Source organism: Pseudomonas sp. KH_040 (genome assembly GCF_057839305.1).
On record NZ_CM174487.1, the window covers coordinates 3,393,853 to 3,412,363 of the forward strand.

The 18,511-nt window shown below is 54.7% G+C and carries 14 protein-coding genes; 4 read left to right on the forward strand and 10 right to left on the reverse strand.

All coding sequences use genetic code 11. From position 1 onward, the window contains the following. Window positions 1-1,119: 1,119 nt before the first annotated feature. Together AC3IUF_RS15205 and AC3IUF_RS15210 are read right to left on the reverse strand one after the other, a co-directional pair. The gene (locus AC3IUF_RS15205; protein ID WP_489278437.1) at window positions 1,120-2,088 is read right to left on the reverse strand and encodes a hypothetical protein; all 969 of its coding nucleotides are present in this window, start codon (window positions 2,086-2,088) and stop codon (window positions 1,120-1,122) included. After that, window positions 2,079-2,708 (reverse strand): YaaW family protein, encoded by a 630-nt coding sequence (locus AC3IUF_RS15210; RefSeq protein ID WP_489278438.1) that lies wholly within the window; start codon window positions 2,706-2,708, stop codon window positions 2,079-2,081. The genes AC3IUF_RS15205 and AC3IUF_RS15210 overlap by 10 nt, the downstream gene beginning before the upstream one ends. Before the next feature lie 261 nt (window positions 2,709-2,969). Here AC3IUF_RS15210 and AC3IUF_RS15215 point away from each other — a divergent pair, with 261 nt between their 5' ends. Beyond that, complete coding sequence (locus AC3IUF_RS15215) at window positions 2,970-3,398, forward strand: hypothetical protein (RefSeq protein WP_489278439.1); 429 nt, start codon at window positions 2,970-2,972, stop codon at window positions 3,396-3,398. Window positions 3,399-3,551: 153 nt separating this feature from the next. On the opposite strand, the gene AC3IUF_RS15220 is transcribed toward AC3IUF_RS15215, so the two are convergent. Further along, complete coding sequence (locus AC3IUF_RS15220; protein ID WP_489278440.1) at window positions 3,552-4,349, reverse strand: hypothetical protein; 798 nt, start codon at window positions 4,347-4,349, stop codon at window positions 3,552-3,554. 339 nt (window positions 4,350-4,688) lie between these two features. After that, window positions 4,689-5,036, reverse strand: coding sequence for a hypothetical protein (locus AC3IUF_RS15225; RefSeq protein ID WP_150692480.1), 348 nt, complete (start codon window positions 5,034-5,036; stop codon window positions 4,689-4,691). 613 nt (window positions 5,037-5,649) lie between these two features. On the opposite strand from AC3IUF_RS15225, the gene AC3IUF_RS15230 reads away from it, so the two are divergent. After that, entirely contained in the window at window positions 5,650-10,128 is a 4,479-nt protein-coding gene (locus AC3IUF_RS15230; RefSeq protein ID WP_489278441.1) for a sacsin N-terminal ATP-binding-like domain-containing protein, read from the forward strand. Window positions 10,129-10,349: 221 nt separating this feature from the next. Continuing rightward, window positions 10,350-10,592, forward strand: coding sequence for a helix-turn-helix domain-containing protein (locus AC3IUF_RS15235; protein ID WP_489278442.1), 243 nt, complete (start codon window positions 10,350-10,352; stop codon window positions 10,590-10,592). Window positions 10,593-11,106: 514 nt separating this feature from the next. On the opposite strand, the gene AC3IUF_RS15240 is transcribed toward AC3IUF_RS15235, so the two are convergent. From AC3IUF_RS15240 to AC3IUF_RS15265, 6 genes are all read right to left on the reverse strand, one after another. Further along, window positions 11,107-11,769, reverse strand: coding sequence for a competence protein CoiA (locus tag AC3IUF_RS15240; RefSeq protein ID WP_489278443.1), 663 nt, complete (start codon window positions 11,767-11,769; stop codon window positions 11,107-11,109). A 226-nt stretch (window positions 11,770-11,995) separates the two neighbouring features. Then, on the reverse strand, window positions 11,996-13,747 hold the full coding sequence (locus AC3IUF_RS15245) for a UvrD-helicase domain-containing protein (RefSeq protein WP_489278445.1): 1,752 nt from the start codon (window positions 13,745-13,747) through the stop codon (window positions 11,996-11,998). Between the two features lie 43 nt (window positions 13,748-13,790). Beyond that, the gene (locus AC3IUF_RS15250) at window positions 13,791-15,695 is read right to left on the reverse strand and encodes an ATP-dependent nuclease (protein ID WP_489278446.1); all 1,905 of its coding nucleotides are present in this window, start codon (window positions 15,693-15,695) and stop codon (window positions 13,791-13,793) included. A 102-nt stretch (window positions 15,696-15,797) separates the two neighbouring features. Next, window positions 15,798-16,472 (reverse strand): hypothetical protein, encoded by a 675-nt coding sequence (locus tag AC3IUF_RS15255; protein WP_489278447.1) that lies wholly within the window; start codon window positions 16,470-16,472, stop codon window positions 15,798-15,800. Next, window positions 16,459-17,418, reverse strand: coding sequence for an MvdC/MvdD family ATP grasp protein (locus AC3IUF_RS15260; RefSeq protein ID WP_489278449.1), 960 nt, complete (start codon window positions 17,416-17,418; stop codon window positions 16,459-16,461). The genes AC3IUF_RS15255 and AC3IUF_RS15260 overlap by 14 nt, the downstream gene beginning before the upstream one ends. 11 nt (window positions 17,419-17,429) lie before the next feature. Further along, window positions 17,430-17,897, reverse strand: coding sequence for a hypothetical protein (locus tag AC3IUF_RS15265; protein WP_226926229.1), 468 nt, complete (start codon window positions 17,895-17,897; stop codon window positions 17,430-17,432). Between the two features lie 199 nt (window positions 17,898-18,096). On the opposite strand from AC3IUF_RS15265, the gene AC3IUF_RS15270 reads away from it, so the two are divergent. Then, window positions 18,097-18,264, forward strand: coding sequence for a TetR/AcrR family transcriptional regulator C-terminal domain-containing protein (locus AC3IUF_RS15270; protein ID WP_489278452.1), 168 nt, complete (start codon window positions 18,097-18,099; stop codon window positions 18,262-18,264). Window positions 18,265-18,511 lie beyond the last annotated feature (247 nt).

Here is an 18,511-nt window from a genome sequence, read left to right on the forward strand (position 1 = left end):
CGTTTCAATTGTGCATCTGATCGAAGTCGCTGGTGGGAGGTTGGACGGGGATTCCGTCGTATGGGTGGAGGGTGATCTAGATAGATGGCACGTACGTTTCATTGGCGGAAAAACGAATAGATGGCGTTCCATTACCGGAAAAAAGATTTCTGTTTTCCGGCGATGGGGCGACATCGCAGATAAATAACTGTAATAAAAGGGGAAATGGTTTTCCGTTTAGCTTTCAATGTTCACACACCATACACCCCTCGAATCAACCCGTTACGTTCCATCTCTCCAGTACCTCCTCAGCTTCACTAGCCCCGCCATCCCTCATTGCCCGGTTTGAAAACCATAATTCAGCAGCTAGAGATCCCATCCGAAATTCTATCGCCTAGTTCTGCCAACGCTCTCGATCTACGGTGGAAACTGAAGCTTCACTAAACTGAGCTGACGATTGTTTAGTCTTCTCCTGTTATACCGGTGCTTTTCTCGACGATCGGCGCCATCGCGTAAGCCAGCGCTCAAGTCAGCCCAAGCCTATTCACCATTGATCCCCGCGCCTCAAGCGGCCTTAATCTGATTCCGCATCCGTCAACATCCTTCGGCGTCTACAATTTACATCCATGCGCTGTCACTCCACGGCCGAGTTCTGGCGTCTCGTCTATGCAGCTTGGGCCAGGCTGCCAGATTAGATCGCCTGCAGGCAGCCGCAGCCGGTGATCCGACCACGTTGCGTGCCTAGTGGTCTCAGCCTGTTTACGGCCACCGCCACGATCGCGGACATCGATTAAGAACCCAGCGCGCAAACCACGCCCTAAGCCTGCGCCGAGCTCGCCGTCCGAATCGCCAGCGCCAGCCGACCCCACGGATTCCTTCGTGCCGTATCCGTTGTTCCCGCCGATTGTGCTCCTAACCGATCACCAAGGCTTGGAGCGCCCAATCAATAACGACGTCCGCGCACGGCTCGGTACCCTTGATCCCGCCGTGAACCAAGCCCCGACTGAGTCGGGGTCTTGGCCCTGCGGGCTTCCATCCTCGTGCCTACGGCCAAAGGCCTGCGCGTTCCGCTTGCAACTGCCCTCCCCGGCATTAATGGCAGCTTCAAGTGCCGCGTTTCGTTAACGGCAACCGAACAGCTCACGCGGCTATCAGCAGAATTTCCCGCGCCTCGGTCGCATGCTGGATCAGCCCAGGATGTTTCACTTCAAGCTCAATGAGATCAGCTTGGTAGGTCAGAGACGGCGTCATCTGTGTTCCGTCCTGCAGGAAACGAGTCAGACCCGCGAATTGCTCATGAGTGATAGTTGACGCAACACTGCGATCGTTGGACAAAGCCTTTACCCGTGAAGCGTTGAGGCTGGCGATGTCGGTGGCAAGCTCCGTCAGGCTTTGTCGGGCGTACTTGTGAGAACCGGCCTTCAACTGAACGTGGGACATCATCAAGCCAAGGTTTACCAATCGGTGTTGCAGTAATGAAATCTGATCGAAGAGTACGACGTTGCTGGTGGCATTCCGCGAATGCCGTTCCAAGAGAAGCCTGGTGAACTGATACTGCTCATTGAACGATCCAATCAATGGCCTGAGCTGCTGAACATCACCTTCTTCGCAGAACTGCATTGCGGTGAGTAGCAGGCCTCGAAAGCGAGCCTCATCAGCGAGTAGATTCCGTTCGTGCCCTTCACTCACCAACTGCCATGTATGTGCGATCGTTTTTGATTGCTCGTCTATTTTCTGGCTGATTTTATCGAGTTTTTTGCAAACGATGACAAAGCCTGCAGTTGTCACTGCGAGGTTGAGTCCGCTCATTACGAGATTGGCCGACTGCAGACCCTGAAGCACATTCAAGCTCTGCTGCACCTGATCCATGCCGGTTTGGAGCGACCCTAGGCCACTTGATAGGGTGGATTGCAGGCTCTGTAGGCTCTCTTGGACATGCCCTGAGTCGCCCGGAAAAAGGAGGTGCCCGACGATCTGGCCAGCCTTCTCGGTTCCCTTTGAGTGTCGGACTACGCCACCCCAAAGCGTGTAATCTCCGCTATGCAGTTTGGCCAGGACATCTGGGATGTCAGGCAAGGAGCGTACAAGCGCGTCAACGTTTACAAACATGCTTTCAGTTTCTCCGTGTAGGCCTCGAATTCTTGGTCGTAACGTGCGCGCCGCAGCTTGGCGATTTGCAGCACGGCAGGAATGGTGATCCGGAACGCCGGCGACGAAGCCTGGTAAATCGCGAGTCCTGCGGCTCCAATAGCAAGTGGCGCTGCCACCATTGAGAGCACCCGGCCTCCTAATGCGCTGGCGAAGCCCGCCCCGCCACCAGTGGCAGCCATACCGCCCAGGCTACCGGCAGACAACATCAGCGCTTTCACCATTTCATTGATGTAGCAAGCGAGATTGCCGCCGCTCAGATAGTCCTTGAGCGCTTCGTCTCCCATGTATTTGTCCATGGCCTGGCGGATGATGATTTCCTCAATGGCGAAGATGTCATCTTGGGCGGAGGGTTTTCCGTCCAGCTTTTTGGCGACATCTGTTGCAAGCTCGAGGTAGTCGATGCTCTCAGTTCGGAATGCGGAGGCAATGGTGTTGCTTCCGAACGCACGAATTTCCTTTTCAAGCAGGCCCGAAATAGATTGCAAACAGCCCTGCACCTTCCGGGTCATGATGGTTGCCTTCACGTCGCTGTCGAGGGCTATCCTGCCCTTGCCATTGTCGGTGATCAGGTCGGCCAAGACTTCCAGATCCGCTGATGCGGCACGCGATAAGAGATCGGATATCGACCGGTCTCTCGGAACAACTGACTCCATGTATCCCCCTGTAAGCATTCCTAAAGTGGCCGATCATCAATGCAATGATTGCCTATGGCCAGTACGGGCGTGCTTATTTTAGCCACAAGACCCACGCGTGTCTTCCCGCTGGAGAGTCAGGCTGGGGCTCACTGATGAGGAATGCAGAGCAGACGCCATGCAACGCATTACAGCGACGCTTGCTCCATGGGCATCATGAAATCAAACTACAACAATAAAGGCAGACCTATGACCTCCCCGACCGCTGCATTTTTCGTCTTCATCCCACAGCAGCCTCAAACCACGTATTCTCCACAGCTCGGTGACAAGCTGGACAGTCAAGGGGAATCCATCTTCCAGGCCATTGGCATTTCCTATTCGATCCTGGACAGGATGATTGCCCACAACAGCCAGCTGTGCGAATGCGGCTGCGGATTTCTTCGTGACGACGCTCATGAAAGACGGTTGGTCATGGGACACGTCGTACCGCTTGCTCATGGAGACCGATTGGAAGCGCCGGATGTATCGGGCCTGGAATGTCTTGAATGCCGAGAACCGTGCGAACGCAGTAGCGCTCGACTACGAGGTGTACCAGAACTACTGGCCAAACCTAGACTTTTGCGCGGATGGGTTTGAAGCGGAGATGGAGGATTGGATCTTTAAAATTTTGAAGTAGTAGCACTCTACATAATACGAGCACCCTACTCTAGGGGTGTTTGTGACGTGACGATTAAGTACCAGAGTGGCGGAAGGCCGCCCTGGCGAGCAATTTCAAAGCCTGCTTGTAGATTACATAGTTGGGTCGCCAAGGTTATTTTTAGGCTTGATGCGCGGGGCAGGCGACGCTAGTGGTTTATAAATTTTTTTGTTGATATTTATGAGGTTGGGATCTAGCGCAAGATCAGGGCTCAAAACGGATTGAGCGACTATTAAGTACTTAACCCCACCATTTACATCAAGAAACCCTTTGACTGATTCGACCAGGTCAGGATCAAAGTCAAGCTCGTAGCCTTGCAAATATCTGTCTGTAAGGCAGCACGACAAAAACTCACAATATGGATATATTGCCCTGTCATCGCTGTTAATAGTAAGTAGGTGGCGAGTCGGGATAGTAGCGGAAAAGGCGGAATGTCCACCCTCACTGCTCATGCAATCATAAAAAACAGTTCGATGAAATGAAGAATTACTGCAATACCTTTTCAACTGCTCCATGTCTAATGCAGAGAATTTTGATTTTGAATCATTAGCTTGGTCGTGATAAATTCGTTTGGCCTCAAGAAACGCCACCCCTTCCAGTGTTTTATTCTCACCAAATCGCAGCTGGACTAGAATACCAATATCGCCGTGCTTTTGCTCAATGCCCTGCTCTTTTGTGTTTTTATAGACATCCCAATGGCACTTGGCGTTTTTTCCAGGCTCACCTTGTTCAATTGTTACGTTCGAATGCTCGGTTTTTAATGCATACAGCAGTGATCTTGTAAGATAATCCTCATCTTTCCAATCTCTGGGGTAGCACTTACCTAAAGCACTGTTGACAGTGTTGTCTACAGCTTGATGCCAGTCGAATCTTGAAGAGTAATTCTCCATTTAAGCGCTCAACTCCACTTTGATTTTTATGTAAATATGCGATGCATGTGAGGTAATGTGTCCCCTGTTCTCTGCCTGATGAATATCGTGATCGCAGGATGTATTTACTTGCCAGCTTGCAAGGTGCGAAAAGGCTTTTCGAAGATTACCCGATCAATCGACTTCGGACAACTACTGCCGGTTCTGATCGGCAGCGTTAATATGCTACAAAAACTCGAAAACAATAATATTGGCGTACGATATATGGATGTGCCTAAAGCGTTTGGCCGCCTTGCAGTACAATGGATCCCTTTAAGCTCGCAGCCCCAGCGCGGCCGAGCCCATCGTAAGCCGATATCTTCATGCCCACTCGGGTAGTACTGTCCCACCGGGTTGCGGGCCATATCCGCTGCCTGGTTTGCCAATCGTATAGCCACTGCTCGCGCTGCGCTCGAAACCAGATACCAAGGCGGTCAACAAACTCTCAGTAGGGGCGTAACCTGAGACTGCAACAGTGAAAAAAGCCCATAATCCGCCATCCCGTTGAATAGCGCTGGTCGCAAACTCAAGCTCTTCGTGTTCCGCCATTAAACCGGCCTTTACCAGATCAGCTTTGTTAAAAAGGCTGGCAAGGTGGGAAGGAAACTCTTCCCATTGGCGATCAGTGATGGGGCTGAGTAGCGCGAAATGCTGACGTGGGGGGTACATGATGCCAAAATCCTTTTATGATCAATGGCCAATCTTATCGAGCGACCGTTAACCTACGCAACCACTGCTGTTGCGGACACGGAGAGGGGTACGGATGTACTCCTCAAGCCGTTTCGTCACCCTGAGCGCCGTCGCGATGATTTTTCTTCTTGGGGACTACCCATCTCAACTAGGCCGCTGTAGCGCCAAATGTGACTCGACTATGGTGCCATAGAACCGTGATCCTACTTGCGGACGGCAGCAGTGCGGTTGCTGTCGGCAAAAGGGCAAGGCCTGCAGCTAGCACCAGCACCAGCACCAGCACCAGCAGATCAGCATCATCTCATTGGGTTGCAAAGTGCGATGCTGTATCCCGGGATCCAATATCTCCACCTCCATCTGAGGCGTGACGTATCTGCTCCGTGCGGAACCCAACTTGTATCCAAGCGAGGCTGCATGCTCTACCGCTCAACAATCCCCAACCTACCGTACTCAAGCTCCTTCGTCTGCACTGAGCTCTGGAGCAGCGGCGCCTAAGTGCTCCGTGCGCTACAAACCATAACCATCATGGAACTCACATCGAAGCGAGTCTATGATCGGCTGATCTCAAAGTGCTTTTATGGAGTAGTCCATCATGGACGAGCAACTCGGACGCTTGCACGCTTCAGCCTGCTTTAACTCAGCCTCCACTTTCAAGGAGCCGACGCTGCGCAGCAAAGCGTATGCGAATGCCGCACTCACCGAGTTTGTAAAGCTTCAACGTGAGCAGCCAGAGATCCTGACCACCCTGCTCAAGGGGGGAAATCAGGGCGCCAAACGGCTGAACACCGACCCTTATCAAGGGCTTCGTGAGGTTATCCAGAATGCTGATGACCTGAATGCCACTTCTGTGCAATTTGGTGTACAGACTTTTAACGGTAGTAAGCAGCTGGTCATCGTCCATAACGGTTTGCCCGTGGAACTCCCCCACGTGTTACCAATGATCTACCCGTTCTACTCCACCAAGCAGCAATCAGCGGAGCTCAAAGGTCGGTTCGGCATCGGACTGAAAACCCTAACGCAGCTCGGCGATAATCTGACAGTCCACAGCGCGCCCTTCCATTTCGGCTCACGTGACGACCACGTGGCCATGGTGGAAGAAGCCGAGCCTATCAGGGACTTTTACGATCCCCTTGCCGACCACACGATGGTCAGCGTCGATCTCTATCCAGACTATGACCTTGCCTCTCTGGAAGCCTGGTTTGATGACTGGGCCCCCAGCGACCTGATCTTCCTGGATAACGTTCGCGCTATCACCTTGCTTGACCTGGATGAGGGTATCTCGCTAAAGCATCTAGCGATCCAGCAGACTCAATCCGACTGCCACTTCAAACTGTCACTTGGCAAGCACCAGAGCAGTGTCATCCACTCAACCTTCTTGGTGGACGACGGTCTTTGGGAGCGCTTCGTTTGTGAAGTGAGGGTTCCCGCTGGAAAGGCACGCGCTGCCAAGGCAACCGGCGACTTCACACCCATTGGTGTAGCGGTGCCGGTGAGCGGGAGTGCACGAGGACGGATCCATGTAGCGCTGCCCACCAAGATCCACACCAATGCTGCATTCTCTCTCGACGCACAGTTTGACCCTTCAACCTCTCGGGAAGACATGATTCATGGCGCGTGGAATCAGTGGCTGACCGAAGCATCCGGCCAGTTTCTAGGTGAGTTGGCCATTTATCTGGCGCAGCAACGCAATACCCTTGCTTGGCTAGCCGTTCCTGTCGGAGCGAAGACAGACAGCAGTTCGGATTGGCTCAACAAATTGTTCCATGAACAATGGAGCAAAGTGATAGAGGCCTTCAAAGCTTGTCCGACTCTCATCGATGACCGCTATGCGCTGAGTCAGATTTCTTATTGCGATGAGTCGATCGACGGGATGCTGACAGAAGCTGACCACCTCGCAGTGAGCGGATGGCCAATGCTGCCCGAGTGGATGCGGGACAGTGACGGGCGTTGGCGGGTCGTCCTAGAAGCCCTCTCCGTTTCACACTCGCTGGAACTCGAGGATGTGTTCGAGCACTGTGAGCGATTCGAGCAAAAGTCTCCGTCATGGTTTTTGGACATGGCTTTAAAATGCCTTGAACTGGACGAGGACTACCTGCTACTGGACTCTCAATGGGTACCACTTGCAAGCGGGCAACGTACACAAGCCAAGGCCGAAGACGAGGCCGACTCCTGGCTAACAGGGCAGCCACCCGCGATTGGATTCGCAGCCCGCCATCATCTGACAAATGTGGTTCACCCTCTTCTTCTCTCCACGCCATATGCGCCCCTCGTCGAATGGCTATCAGAGAGCGCGAATTACAAGGCAGACGTAGTCGCCCAGGATGTGCTTGAAGCGTTTGCCAGGCGCTTCTCGCAAGACCCTATTGCAGCCGACAAGCAAGACCTCCTCGATCTGCGAGACCTGTTTGAGCACGTCGACACGAAGAACAGTCAGTTGGGCCAGGAGGTGGGCGCTGCACTGCTGATCGACGCGTTCAGTCATGTTGCACTCGAGGATGGTCGATCAACCGTTACGAAGGTGCTCGCCTCCCCGACTAGCGTGTATCTGCCAGCATCCATCGCTGATTCGCAGGACACATGGTCGAAGGCGGCGGGCACCACTCCTGAGCTGCTGTGGGCTTCTGCTAGCTACGCCGAGGTGTTCAAAATCAGCAGAGCAGGACAAAGGGGCATCCAAGGCGAGTCAGTCACCACAGCTCGAAAGCGAGGCGTGAAGCGTTTTCTGTCATTGCTTGGCGCCGAGGTTTCTCCTCGCCTCGTTGAGGTCGCCACGGACTCCGCACACATCGTGCTTGCCGCTCAGAGTGCAGCTCGCCGCTTCCTGGGCCGGGCGCGCGGTGGACTAGCGCGCGATTTCGTCTCGCCCGATCTTGATGCCGTCATCCGTAACATTCGTCAGAGCCCAATCCAGCCGGTATCACGGAGAGGACGGAAATCCCGTGAGTCGGCGCAAGCGTCCGCCCCCACGGCCGTTGAGAGAGCGATAGCACTTTTTCGCTGTATCGACAGCAACTGGCTCACCTTCGAGCCGTACAGCAGAACCTTTGCCTACCGAGAAAGCGGCAGGAGTGATAGCTCACCAGTGCCCACTACTTGGCTCGCGAGATTGATTGATAATGCGTGGTATCCCAACTACGCAGGGACACCGTGTAGACCAACCACCCTCATTGTTGAGACGAAGGTCACGCTCGCGATGTATGAGCATCACACGGATTTTGCCAGCGGCTTGACCGAAGCTGACGCGAATAGCGAATTTGCGCGTGCGCTGGGGATGCGCGTCAATCCGCCCGTTTCACAGCTGGTGGCGGCTCTTGAGCGTGCCAGAAACACATCTTCATCTGACGAAGTCAGCCTGATGAGGTTATACAAGGCCCTGGCTGGCCATTGCCCACAGGGCGCCTCCACCGTCGCGCATGAGGCGATGATCGGCGACATGCAGGCCGGGAGTCTGCGTGGGAAGTTCGGCATTCAGCGTTCACAAAAAGGGCTCATTGCCCCGTGCGTCACAACCGCTAGGCACAGCAAGGAGTGGTTCAGCATGCGAGCGGTTTTTGCCGGCAAAGACATCTTTCATGGCAGACAACCTTTCGTTCTGTATGACCGCAGCCTCACTCCGTTATGGAACGCACTGGGTATCATTCACCCGGACTTGAAAAGCTGTATCAGAGAGCTGGAATCCTTGGCCAAGACCGCCTACGACCCCAAGCAGGACGCATTGTTGCTCGACATCTATCGGCACATGGACAGGCAGTTGGATAAAGCGACTGCTGCAGATAGACGAAGCCTGAGCCTCCTGCCATTACGATCGGGGGATACCTGGACAACAAAGCGCCCACTGTATTTCTCACACTACTCAAACCTCAAATCCGACAGGATCGCCTTGTGGACGCCACCTTGTGCGGCTGACACCATTTCTCGATTCGTGAACGCCGCAGGGCTGGAGAGGCTCCCATTCGCTGCAGCCGCCCCTGCGATAACAAACGCGACCCCTGACGTGCTTGAGTTTCGTTTCCAAGCTGCGCTTCGCATGCTCAAAGGTGACCTTGCGAGAGAAGATGAACGCTCCTACAAGGCGATGGAGCCCTGGAGTCGGTTCGACAACGCCCGACTCAAGATGCACCTGCCAGGTCAACTGATCGTCAACGCCGCCCGAAAGGGGGCGCGGCAAATTCCAATTCAGCTTCACGCCTATTCCGATTTTTCCGGCCTCGCGGTGCATTTCGACGACGAAAAATTCATCGGCAGGAGCGAGCATGGCGGCATCGCGATCGCGGGTCTGAGCGATGGAACGTGCATGCGTGAGATTGCGCTTGCCTGGGTGTCTGCCTGGGCTGCCAGTGAAGACAGTGAATACATTCCCGACATCAGCCTAGCGACTGATGCTGTGGAGACCAGTCTTGATACGTTGATTGCGGAACAGGAAAGGTTGAGTGGCAATAATCGTAAGCGGGTAATCAAGCGGGATGCTGGTACGATGGCTACCACGGACAGTGCTGATCGCCCTATTCAGACCCGTAAGCTCAAGGCCCTGCCTCACGAATTCCAATTCACCGTCGAAGCCATTGATGGAAGCGATCTCGCACATAAAGGGCCGCAGCCGCGCAAAACCGGCCCGCTGCTGAATCCGTCTGCTACACCCAAAAGGCCATCTTCACCCTCGGTTCCAGAAACCGCTTACAAACAGTACTCATCAGCAGAATTGCAGACCAAGGCTTGGGCTTATTTGGAAGCTTCGATGCAGCGGGATGATGCTGTGCTTGTGGATTTACAGTCATACAGAGGAATCGGCGCTGACGGGACTCTGGATCAGAGCACCTTCATCGAGATGAAGTCGTTCGCCCGCGCAGCTCCTTCAGAGATCACTCTGACTGAAACCGAGTTCCGTCGCGCAGAAGCAAGCAAAGCCAATTTCTACCTAGTGATCGTATCTGGGTTGGAGGAGGGATTCGAAACTGAGCTGCGTATCTTTATCAATCCTACCAAAAGCCTTCCCTGGACGCCCAAGGGTCAAGTATCCATAGGTGGACTGGCTAAAGGAGCTGCCTTGGTGCTGAGGGAAACAATGGACTAATCAAGCTAGTTAGCTTATCTGTTCACTTAGCTTGGGCATTCGGCCGCACCGGAATGCTTGCGGGCTGATCCTCCGCAGCTCCAAGAATGCCGAGAAAGCCCGTTTTTCCAGCCAAGCTGGTGCTAGGGCGTCTGTGATACGCTCAGATGCTCTACGTAGGGTCTTTCCGCAGCTGCAGGCGTGTGGGAGTCCTGCTCGGCTCACCCTGGTCAGGTGTTCACATGTCGCTCAAAACAGGCTTTGCCAGCGTACTGAAAACATTGCGGATCAGCCGAGGCCTAACTCACAAGCAAATGGCTGAGGCCAGCAGCCGTGGCTATATGTCGAAATTGGAACAAGGGCTATCAAGCCCTACCGTCGACAAACTAACTGCCATCAGTGACACGCTGGGGCTGAGCCCTCTGACACTTTTTACTCTGACATTGAGTGTAGTGCTCATGCATGATGCCCTTTTGTGCTTGTGATTTTCTCCGCCAGCGTATGCCTGAGGTGAGCGTTGAGGTTGATGTATTGCTCACGCCGCTGCGGCTGGGCAGTTTAGATCGCCTTCACCGATACCACTTCCATGTACTTGTACCTTTTCTTCCTCGCCGCAGCCTTGGCTTCCTGTTCCGCGAGCAGTGTACTGAGGGTGCTGACGTCAGGGACGAATTCCTCGACTTCTCCTTCATACTCCTTGCTGACATGGAGTATCACGCTAAGCTTTTAAGTCCCAGATCTTGTAGGCTTCGTGGTGGGCGCTGAAGGGCGTGATCGCGCTTGGACATCCTGCCTCGACGATTCGCTGGGGGTTGGAACGGGCGATGCACCGCCAAACAAGGCACGGCGCATATCCTCCTCTGTTAGGTTCTCACTCATCTTGACACCTGGATAGTTACAGTTGAAAACGAGTCGTCCTAAGGGCCGTGGCTAGCGGTGAGGAACTCGGAGCGGTTGGTTTAGTTTACCTTGGGAGCGACGGCCGTACAGCCCCAGTTTTCAAGGCATCCCAGCGGGGCCGCCTCCCCGGCTGAAGTCTGTCTCACCAAGAATCAACCCCTGGCAGAACAGATCCCGATCTACGATACCGACGATTCCCTCATTGGTTGCTGGATTGAACTGGCATACCCTCCAGAAGCCCGCCTCCCCGAAGTCCACGAAGACTGGAGTTTGGGTGTGCCACCGGTGAAACAACCGACTCCGTCCCCACCATTTCAAATGAGCCAGTCCGTCTTCTCTAAGCGCCCCTCGTGATATGTTGAAAGTCGAGGGATCTAGCTCGCTGCGGGTGCCATCGATGACCCAGACCATTCGTTTGTAGAACTGTTCTCGGGCCGTCACTTCCACCGGATCAATGGTGGAGCGCTGGAACTCGACGACTACACCATGGCTGGTCTTCACGTCGGCGATGTGGCGCTCTCGACTGACAGGATCTTGGTGTGTTACCTCCTGCCACTCTGCTGGAAATCGATTCTTCCATCCACGATGCCAGGCCGTCTCATTCTCCCACCAGGGATCGCAGCTCGAGCGTGATCGATGCGCCCAGTGCCAGATCACGTGCTTGCCACATTTGGATATCACTTCCGACTTACACGATGGGCAAACGCCGCGTAGTTTTGGCTCGGCTTGCACCCTTGTACCGCCTACGAAAGCGTATTTCATCTCGAACTCCCTTGATGAGTAAGCTCTCAGGCGTGGGTTCGTGATCGCAGTCTTCTTCTTGCCACACCAGAGCGTCGGTCGCACAGGCATCTTGGAAAGGTGTAAACCTATTTTTGAGCTGTAAACCAAATCAGTTAACAGGTGGGAAATATGTTTACACCGACTCTGGGCGCCGCCGGCGTCGCCTCTCAAATATGGGCACCACCAAGCTAGCCCGGCGCATCGCTCAGGGAAGTTCAAAGCCTAATTCGGCCAATGCTTGGCGCTCCTTCGGCTTCAGTTTTTTCACCGCCCAGATGAGCATGTGCCGGGGGCGGGAGCTTGCGACGTAGGCGAAGCGTGCGGCTTCAGATTTGCAGTCCGAGAGCCAGTCGGCCCAATGGGACTCGTGCTTGCCTCGGATTCTGGAGGACACAACCACGGTGACATCGTGCGTCTCGCCTTTGACTTGGTGAATAGTTTCGTAGCGTAATGTCTCCGGTGCTCCATCTTGGATCTCCTGGCTTAAAAGGCGTATGGACACCGGTTTGTTGCCCTCTCCACGCTGGGCGACGAGATTAAGCCCTCTCAACGCCTGCAGTTCCTCCCGTATTTCGTCGGGCACGAAGCCTTGATCTGGTAGCTGTCGGAGCCCGAGCTTTGCGGTACGAACCCATGCCGTCCATGTTTGGTTTGCGTCGCCGGCGCCATTGGCGACCAAGAACTGGAGGCTCTGGTGGAGGAATTTGCGCCAGCTCAATTTGGACTCCATTGAGACCGGGCAATAGGGCCCTGCTTTTGTGACCTGCAGCTGGAGCTTCCCTGCCAGCCAGTAGGCAAATGTTCTCACACTCACCTTGAGGTCATTCAGGCTTCCTGAGCTGGCGCCGATGCAGGCGACTGCGAGTAACTCAATGCCTTCGAAGGTCTTCCCGTTGCGCAGTCGTTGGAGGGTCGTATGCCCTCGCGCAACCATCACGACCTTACCGTACTCCGTTGTCATGGCGCGGATCGTTGGCAGTAGCTCTGACGGACAGCCTACGTACTCGAGAATCTTTGGCTGGATGGAGGCGATTTCAGGATTCCCGGAAACCTTTCCAGTACCGACGATGTTACTGCAGAGGTCGACAATGGCTTGACCGCTTCGCCAGTTGGCTGTCAGCTCGTACTGCTTGAACTGGAGTGTCTCCATCAATTGGCTGACATTGGCTGGATTCGACCTGCGAAAGCCGTAGATCGACTGATTGAGATCGCCGACAAAGTGGAATTTAACTCCTAGCCCGCTGAGCTTGCGTACGATCATCAGTTGTTCGGCGGAGAGATCCTGGCATTCATCCACGATTACCACTGGGAAGCGGCGGGCAACACGCGAGAAATAGCCATCGAACCTACGTTCCTTTAATGCCATGAGCGCCAGCATGTCGATGTCAGCATAGGTCGCGTAACCGGCAAGCCAGAGTCGCCTTTTGGTAGCTACGAGATCAGCTTTGATCTCCTGAGTGATCTCTGCGTCATTGAGCTGCTGATCGAACCTTCGCTCACCCGTCGCAAACTTGAACCGGCCTGCTTCAAGATCGTAGTTGTACCGGCAGGCTGACACGCGGCGACCACAAATCCGCTGCCGGGTCTGGAAGATATCTGCTTCCCTCTCAAGGATCCGAATACGGAAATCGCCCTCTTTGCCTGGATAGCCCGTCAGCTCGCTGGCGATGCTGGCCACCAACCGGGTCAACACGAAGCTGTCGAAGGTAGAGATGCAGTGCGGTAAGCCGATCGGCCCGCCCAAGTACTTGTGCACCCTGCTCCGGAGCTCGTCGGTGGCGCTGTTAGAAAATGTTAGAACAGCGATACCCGAAGGCGAACGTGACCACGCCTGGATGGTTTGCGAGACCATTGCAGCCACCACCTCGGTCTTGCCACTTCCTGGGCATGCTTTCAGGTAGCTGTGCTGATCAAGCGGCGCTGCGATGTATTCCAACTGCTCCTTGGTGAAGTTCATCGCCCGGCATCCCTCGGCCTCGAGCCTTCAGGTCTGATCCGGGTCATTCGGCTTTTGCCTCGATCCCGCAAGCCCAGAGGATTGCTAAGCGGATGTATTCCGGCACGACGAAGCCATCCCTCAGGTTAGCCAGTACGTCCGCAAATGCCTGCGCATAGAACCCCTTGCCAATTTCTTTCGTTTCGATTCGATCAAGTATGGCATTCGCGTACGGCGCCCTCTCCGCTGAACTCATGGTCGAGTAGTCCAACTCCGCCCGCGTTGTCAGCTCCCTCACCACTCCCCCATCTTGTACAGGCCAGAGACTGGCCGCAGCTGTCGACATCAATCTGAGGTTGTTACCCTCCATCGCGATGTCGTACTCAAAGGTCTTGTACTTACCCGCAAACAATCTGCCGAACTGCGATTGACTGATCGGCGCTATCAACGCCAATGCCGGATTGTCCCCGACCTGGAGGTCATCATCATGAGGAAGGAACGAAACAGGAGCTTCTTTACCGTCCTCCCACGCAACCGACCGGATAGATTTCGGAGGGTCATTGTCGGTAAGACCTGCACACCTGATCGGGACATTCTCGCCCGGCTGATCACCTGTGACATCGCAAAACAGCTGCATGAAATGATTGAAGTAGATGCCGCCGAGGTTGATCACGGAGACGCCGTAGTCATCCAGGCAGTTCTTCCCCTCGCCGTAGGGGCGCAAGACAATACGCGCCAGCTCTGGCAGCACCATGGCCTCAGCGATTCCTTCCACGAGCAGTGCCCCTTTGGAGAAAAGGAGGTTGGATTTTGTGACGTCCAACCAGCGATCCACAAAGCGGCGGCTGTGCTCGGGAAGGCCGCACGCGCTGAGCGGTATTGCTACTGGCCTTGCGTCATTTGAAATGTGGATGAGGTGATCCAGGGAGACGGCGGCAGAGATGACCGTTGAGTGCGTGGTGATGATGACCTGGATGCCACGTTCTTCAGCCACCGTCTTCAAATGTCGAAGCAGGCGCAATTGCAGCTGAGGATGAAGATGCGCCTCTGGCTCCTCGATCAACAGGAGCCGCAGATAGGTCTCTTCGCCTCGATCGTCTTCTTCCTCCAGGATCAATTCAGCAAGGATCGACGCGATGTACAGGAGGTTGTTGTAGCCAAGGCTGTTCTCTTCCAGCGACCGGAACTGGGTTGTGTCAGCCTCGCTGAGGTTAGGGAAGTACAGAAGCCGCAAGCCCTCCACGATCCGGGAGAAGTTGACTTCGGAGAACTGAATCATGGTGCCCTGAGAGAGATTGAGCCCCAGCGCTGCCTTCAGGTTGTCTCCGATTCGCTGATTGGCTTGTTTGATCGCAAATTGGTCGCTCTGAGAAAGCTCGCGGTTGAAGTTCCCGACATGCTCTTCCAGTGGGTGGAGTGTCTGTGCCTTCCTGGCCTCAGCGAGCTCTTTGCGGCAGAGGGCCTTCATGAGCCGGGCAAGGCGGGATTGGCGTCCTTCGCGAAGCTTGTTCTCGGCGTCACGCAGCGGAGGCAGGTAGATGCAATGGATGTAGTCCAGCGTCTCGGACTCAAACGGTTTGGCATGCTCGTGACCTGCGTAAGTGTGGTGCCTGAAGCGACCGCGAGACTCTTGATTGCGCGCCTCAAAAGTCAGCTTGGCCTCGTCATGATTTCCACACCAGGATTCAAACGCAATGGCGTCCTGATCATCCAGACCTGAAAACGTCGCCTGAATCTGGATGCTTTCAGCAGCGACCGCGCCCGCCTCAAAACCCCGGTAAAAATCGCGCTCACTGATGATTCGCTTGCCTGACTCCGAGTCGTTGAAGAGCTGGCGCACTGCACTGACCACTCCAGTCTTGCCGGCCCCATTCTCTCCCACGAGCACGTTCAGCCCGTCTCGAAACTCGATGGTGAACGGCTCACCAAAGCATTTGAAGCCCTGAACATCCAGCGTACGTAAATACATGAGCATCCCTTCTTCATAAATTGCTAGATAGCCGGACTTGAGCCGCGCCACCTGTACTATCACAGTGACATCGAGCCAGGTCTGCTCGTTTGTGGTGCTTGGTCAGGAAAAGCACATCATCAGCGGTTGCCTCACCTCAGGTGCCATCAGCTTGGAAATCTCTTCTACCACCCATGTCGCGCAAGGCCACAGCGCCTGTACAGCCAGCAGCACGGTGAAAACGAAAAACGCCCGCAGGAGGTAGTCATGCGCCAGCTTGATATAGCTCACCTTGGCGTTGTTGCCCGGGTAGTTTTCGATGACTTTGACGGCGATAGACTTGGCCAAGCTCGCGGCGGGTTGTTGCGTGCTCCAGCAGCGTGAAATGTCGTCGGCCCCCACCATGTGGGCATTGCTCACGCGCAGTACGCAGAACGCGCTGTACCCTGCTCGAAGGACATACGCCACTGCAAGCGCAAACACCGCTAGCGACAGGGCGCCAAGGGCTTTATTGGTCTTGTCGCTCCAAAGGGTCGGCAATAACGACACCAACACCGGGATGAGTGCGGTTACTGCCGCAAGATAGACCCCTGCTTTCGTGTCAGCACCTTTACGACGCTCCTGTTCGGCGTCGTACATCCGGCGCGCCTCTTCCAACGCTATTTCGCTCTGGAGATCCCAATTGCCGTCGTTGACGGATGCTTTCCACCCGGCGCGCATTTGGTCATTTGCGGCAACCTGTTCAGGCGTAGGTGGAACCAGGGTCGGCCAAAACAACTGCCTATCAACTCGGGCCATTTCGTATCATCTCCAGCTCATCAACGATTGCCGCAGCAATTGGGTATCCGGTTTGATTTTCGATCCAGGCCCACTGACCGTTTGGATTGATCTCCAAAAACCACAGCTTTTCATCTGGGTCACACACCAGATCAATAGCGCCATACCGCAGGTTCAGACGGTGCACCAACTCTCGACATTGAGCAGCCACTTGATCGGGCAAGCTAATGACCTCGTGTCGTAAGTCAGGGCGACTACCCCGTCGCCAGTCAACTTCGGTTACTTCGTTGTCCTGAGACCAGATGGCGGTGGCGAACACCTGAGCGCCAACGACAGTTACGCGAACATCATATTTTTTTGGCACCTCAGCCTGAATGATCAACGGGGCAAGGCCAAGGGCAGGCGCATCTGCTTCGGTCAATGGCTGCAGCCGTGAGGTGAACATCACCTTCTCCAGCGCGCCCGGCAATACCGCTTGCCGCAGAGGTTTCCCGATTGCCCTTCCCTCTGCCGTCAGTAACTCGGCGGGCTTCAACTGGTTCGTGATGGCGGTATCCGGGATATTGAAACCGATGTACCGCGCAATCAGGAGCTGTCGCGGTTTATCTTCAGCCACAAAGATCTGAGTAGGGTCACTGAACCAGCAACCCTCCAATCGGAAATAGAGACTCTTCAGGAAGCTGCTCCATTCCGCCTCAATGTAAGCACGTTCACCCTCATCCAGAACTGCCTCAGGTGCTTGTGGCGCGCCAGGCCTGCGAAAATAGGCAGCGGTAACGTCACGCCCCGTAATTCGTTTCCCTTCCAGCTCAATTGCCCAATCATCCATGGCACTCACGCCCAATGTGCTTCGGGACAGAGGGAGCAGTTCAGTGTTAAGCCTGAAATAAGGCAAGCCCCGCCGTTGGAGCTCTGCGACGACGAAGTCCATCGTTATGTCGCGGCGATTAGTAACCAGCAGAAACATGGTGGAAAGCCTCAATCCAGGTAAAAGCGCTCATCTAGGCCGAATTGCATATCCCCTGGATCATCGTGCTCAAGCTCTGCCTCGGTTTTGGTCATCAGCTCCAGCATGGCATAGCTGTCACCCGGGTCATCCTCTTCGATCACTGTATCAGTCTTGGTCATCAGTTGAAGCAGATGAGAGGCCTGCCCCTTGGAGATGAGATCGTCGTCACTTTCGGGCTTGGAGTTTGTTTTTGTCAGCGTTTCGAGCGTCACGAACGAGTCGTCATCCTCTTCACTGTTGACCTTGGTCTTGGTGAGAAGCTCGTCCAACGCTCCGCGAGCAATAACGGGCTGAATACCATTAGGTGTCTCAACAACCCACATATCGTGCTGAGTCGAGTAATAACCTGGCAGATTGTCGGTACCTGTTCTCGGCACAGCGCTTCTTGCGAGCAGGGGCGAAACTGCCTTGTAGGCGGGGATGGAGGCTGTAGGCATTACGCTGAACTCCTGTATGGCGATTTGCCAACATATTACGGAGAACTGAGCGATTCGTCATGTTCGCTCCAGCTGAGCACCTGTAGGCCAGTGTGTTGCGTTCCTTCGCAGGGGACACTTCGTGAATTGATACCTTTGATCCTCAACACTGCAGCCGACCGAATGGGGGAATAGTCAAATTCCAGCGTTGTCCCGACTCATGATCGGCGAAAGTCGAACCTTTCCTGATTTGGCGACAATTTGGCACGACAACGTGGTCGCACAGATGCTGCGGCTGATGACCGGAATTATGGCCCAGGCGCAGCAGCGTGGTGAGGTTCGACCTGGCGATCCGACTCTGTATGCTTTCTCAGTATCGGGCCAATGATTGCCGGCGCGCTATTTCGAGAGATATTTGGCCTATCGAGTCCTTATGCTCCGACCTCCAGGCGCGAGCCAAGCAGCGTGGCGACACGGTTGTCAGGGGAATGCTAGTACCAGTTGAACAAGGCCAGTAGGTGCTGATGCCCGATGTGTGTTGAGCGGACGCTTGCCTGGAAGTCCCTTCTTCGGGAAACAATCATGGTCTATACATGGGCAGCAAGGCTATCGACCCTAGGTATCCACGAAACATA

What these genes read in the sequence shown, in the direction of transcription:
- AC3IUF_RS15205 (WP_489278437.1), bottom strand. Translation starts at nt 2,088, where the DNA reads ATGTTTGTAAACGTTGACGCGCTTGTACGCTCCTTGCCTGACATCCCA.
- AC3IUF_RS15215 (WP_489278439.1), top strand. Translation starts at nt 2,970, where the DNA reads ATGGGCATCATGAAATCAAACTACAACAATAAAGGCAGACCTATGACC.
- AC3IUF_RS15220 (WP_489278440.1), bottom strand. Translation starts at nt 4,349, where the DNA reads ATGGAGAATTACTCTTCAAGATTCGACTGGCATCAAGCTGTAGACAAC.
- AC3IUF_RS15225 (WP_150692480.1), bottom strand. Translation starts at nt 5,036, where the DNA reads ATGTACCCCCCACGTCAGCATTTCGCGCTACTCAGCCCCATCACTGAT.
- AC3IUF_RS15230 (WP_489278441.1), top strand. Translation starts at nt 5,650, where the DNA reads ATGGACGAGCAACTCGGACGCTTGCACGCTTCAGCCTGCTTTAACTCA.
- AC3IUF_RS15235 (WP_489278442.1), top strand. Translation starts at nt 10,350, where the DNA reads ATGTCGCTCAAAACAGGCTTTGCCAGCGTACTGAAAACATTGCGGATC.
- AC3IUF_RS15240 (WP_489278443.1), bottom strand. Translation starts at nt 11,769, where the DNA reads ATGAAATACGCTTTCGTAGGCGGTACAAGGGTGCAAGCCGAGCCAAAA.
- AC3IUF_RS15245 (WP_489278445.1), bottom strand. Translation starts at nt 13,747, where the DNA reads ATGAACTTCACCAAGGAGCAGTTGGAATACATCGCAGCGCCGCTTGAT.
- AC3IUF_RS15250 (WP_489278446.1), bottom strand. Translation starts at nt 15,695, where the DNA reads ATGTATTTACGTACGCTGGATGTTCAGGGCTTCAAATGCTTTGGTGAG.
- AC3IUF_RS15255 (WP_489278447.1), bottom strand. Translation starts at nt 16,472, where the DNA reads ATGGCCCGAGTTGATAGGCAGTTGTTTTGGCCGACCCTGGTTCCACCT.
- AC3IUF_RS15260 (WP_489278449.1), bottom strand. Translation starts at nt 17,418, where the DNA reads ATGTTTCTGCTGGTTACTAATCGCCGCGACATAACGATGGACTTCGTC.
- AC3IUF_RS15265 (WP_226926229.1), bottom strand. Translation starts at nt 17,897, where the DNA reads ATGCCTACAGCCTCCATCCCCGCCTACAAGGCAGTTTCGCCCCTGCTC.
- AC3IUF_RS15270 (WP_489278452.1), top strand. Translation starts at nt 18,097, where the DNA reads ATGATCGGCGAAAGTCGAACCTTTCCTGATTTGGCGACAATTTGGCAC.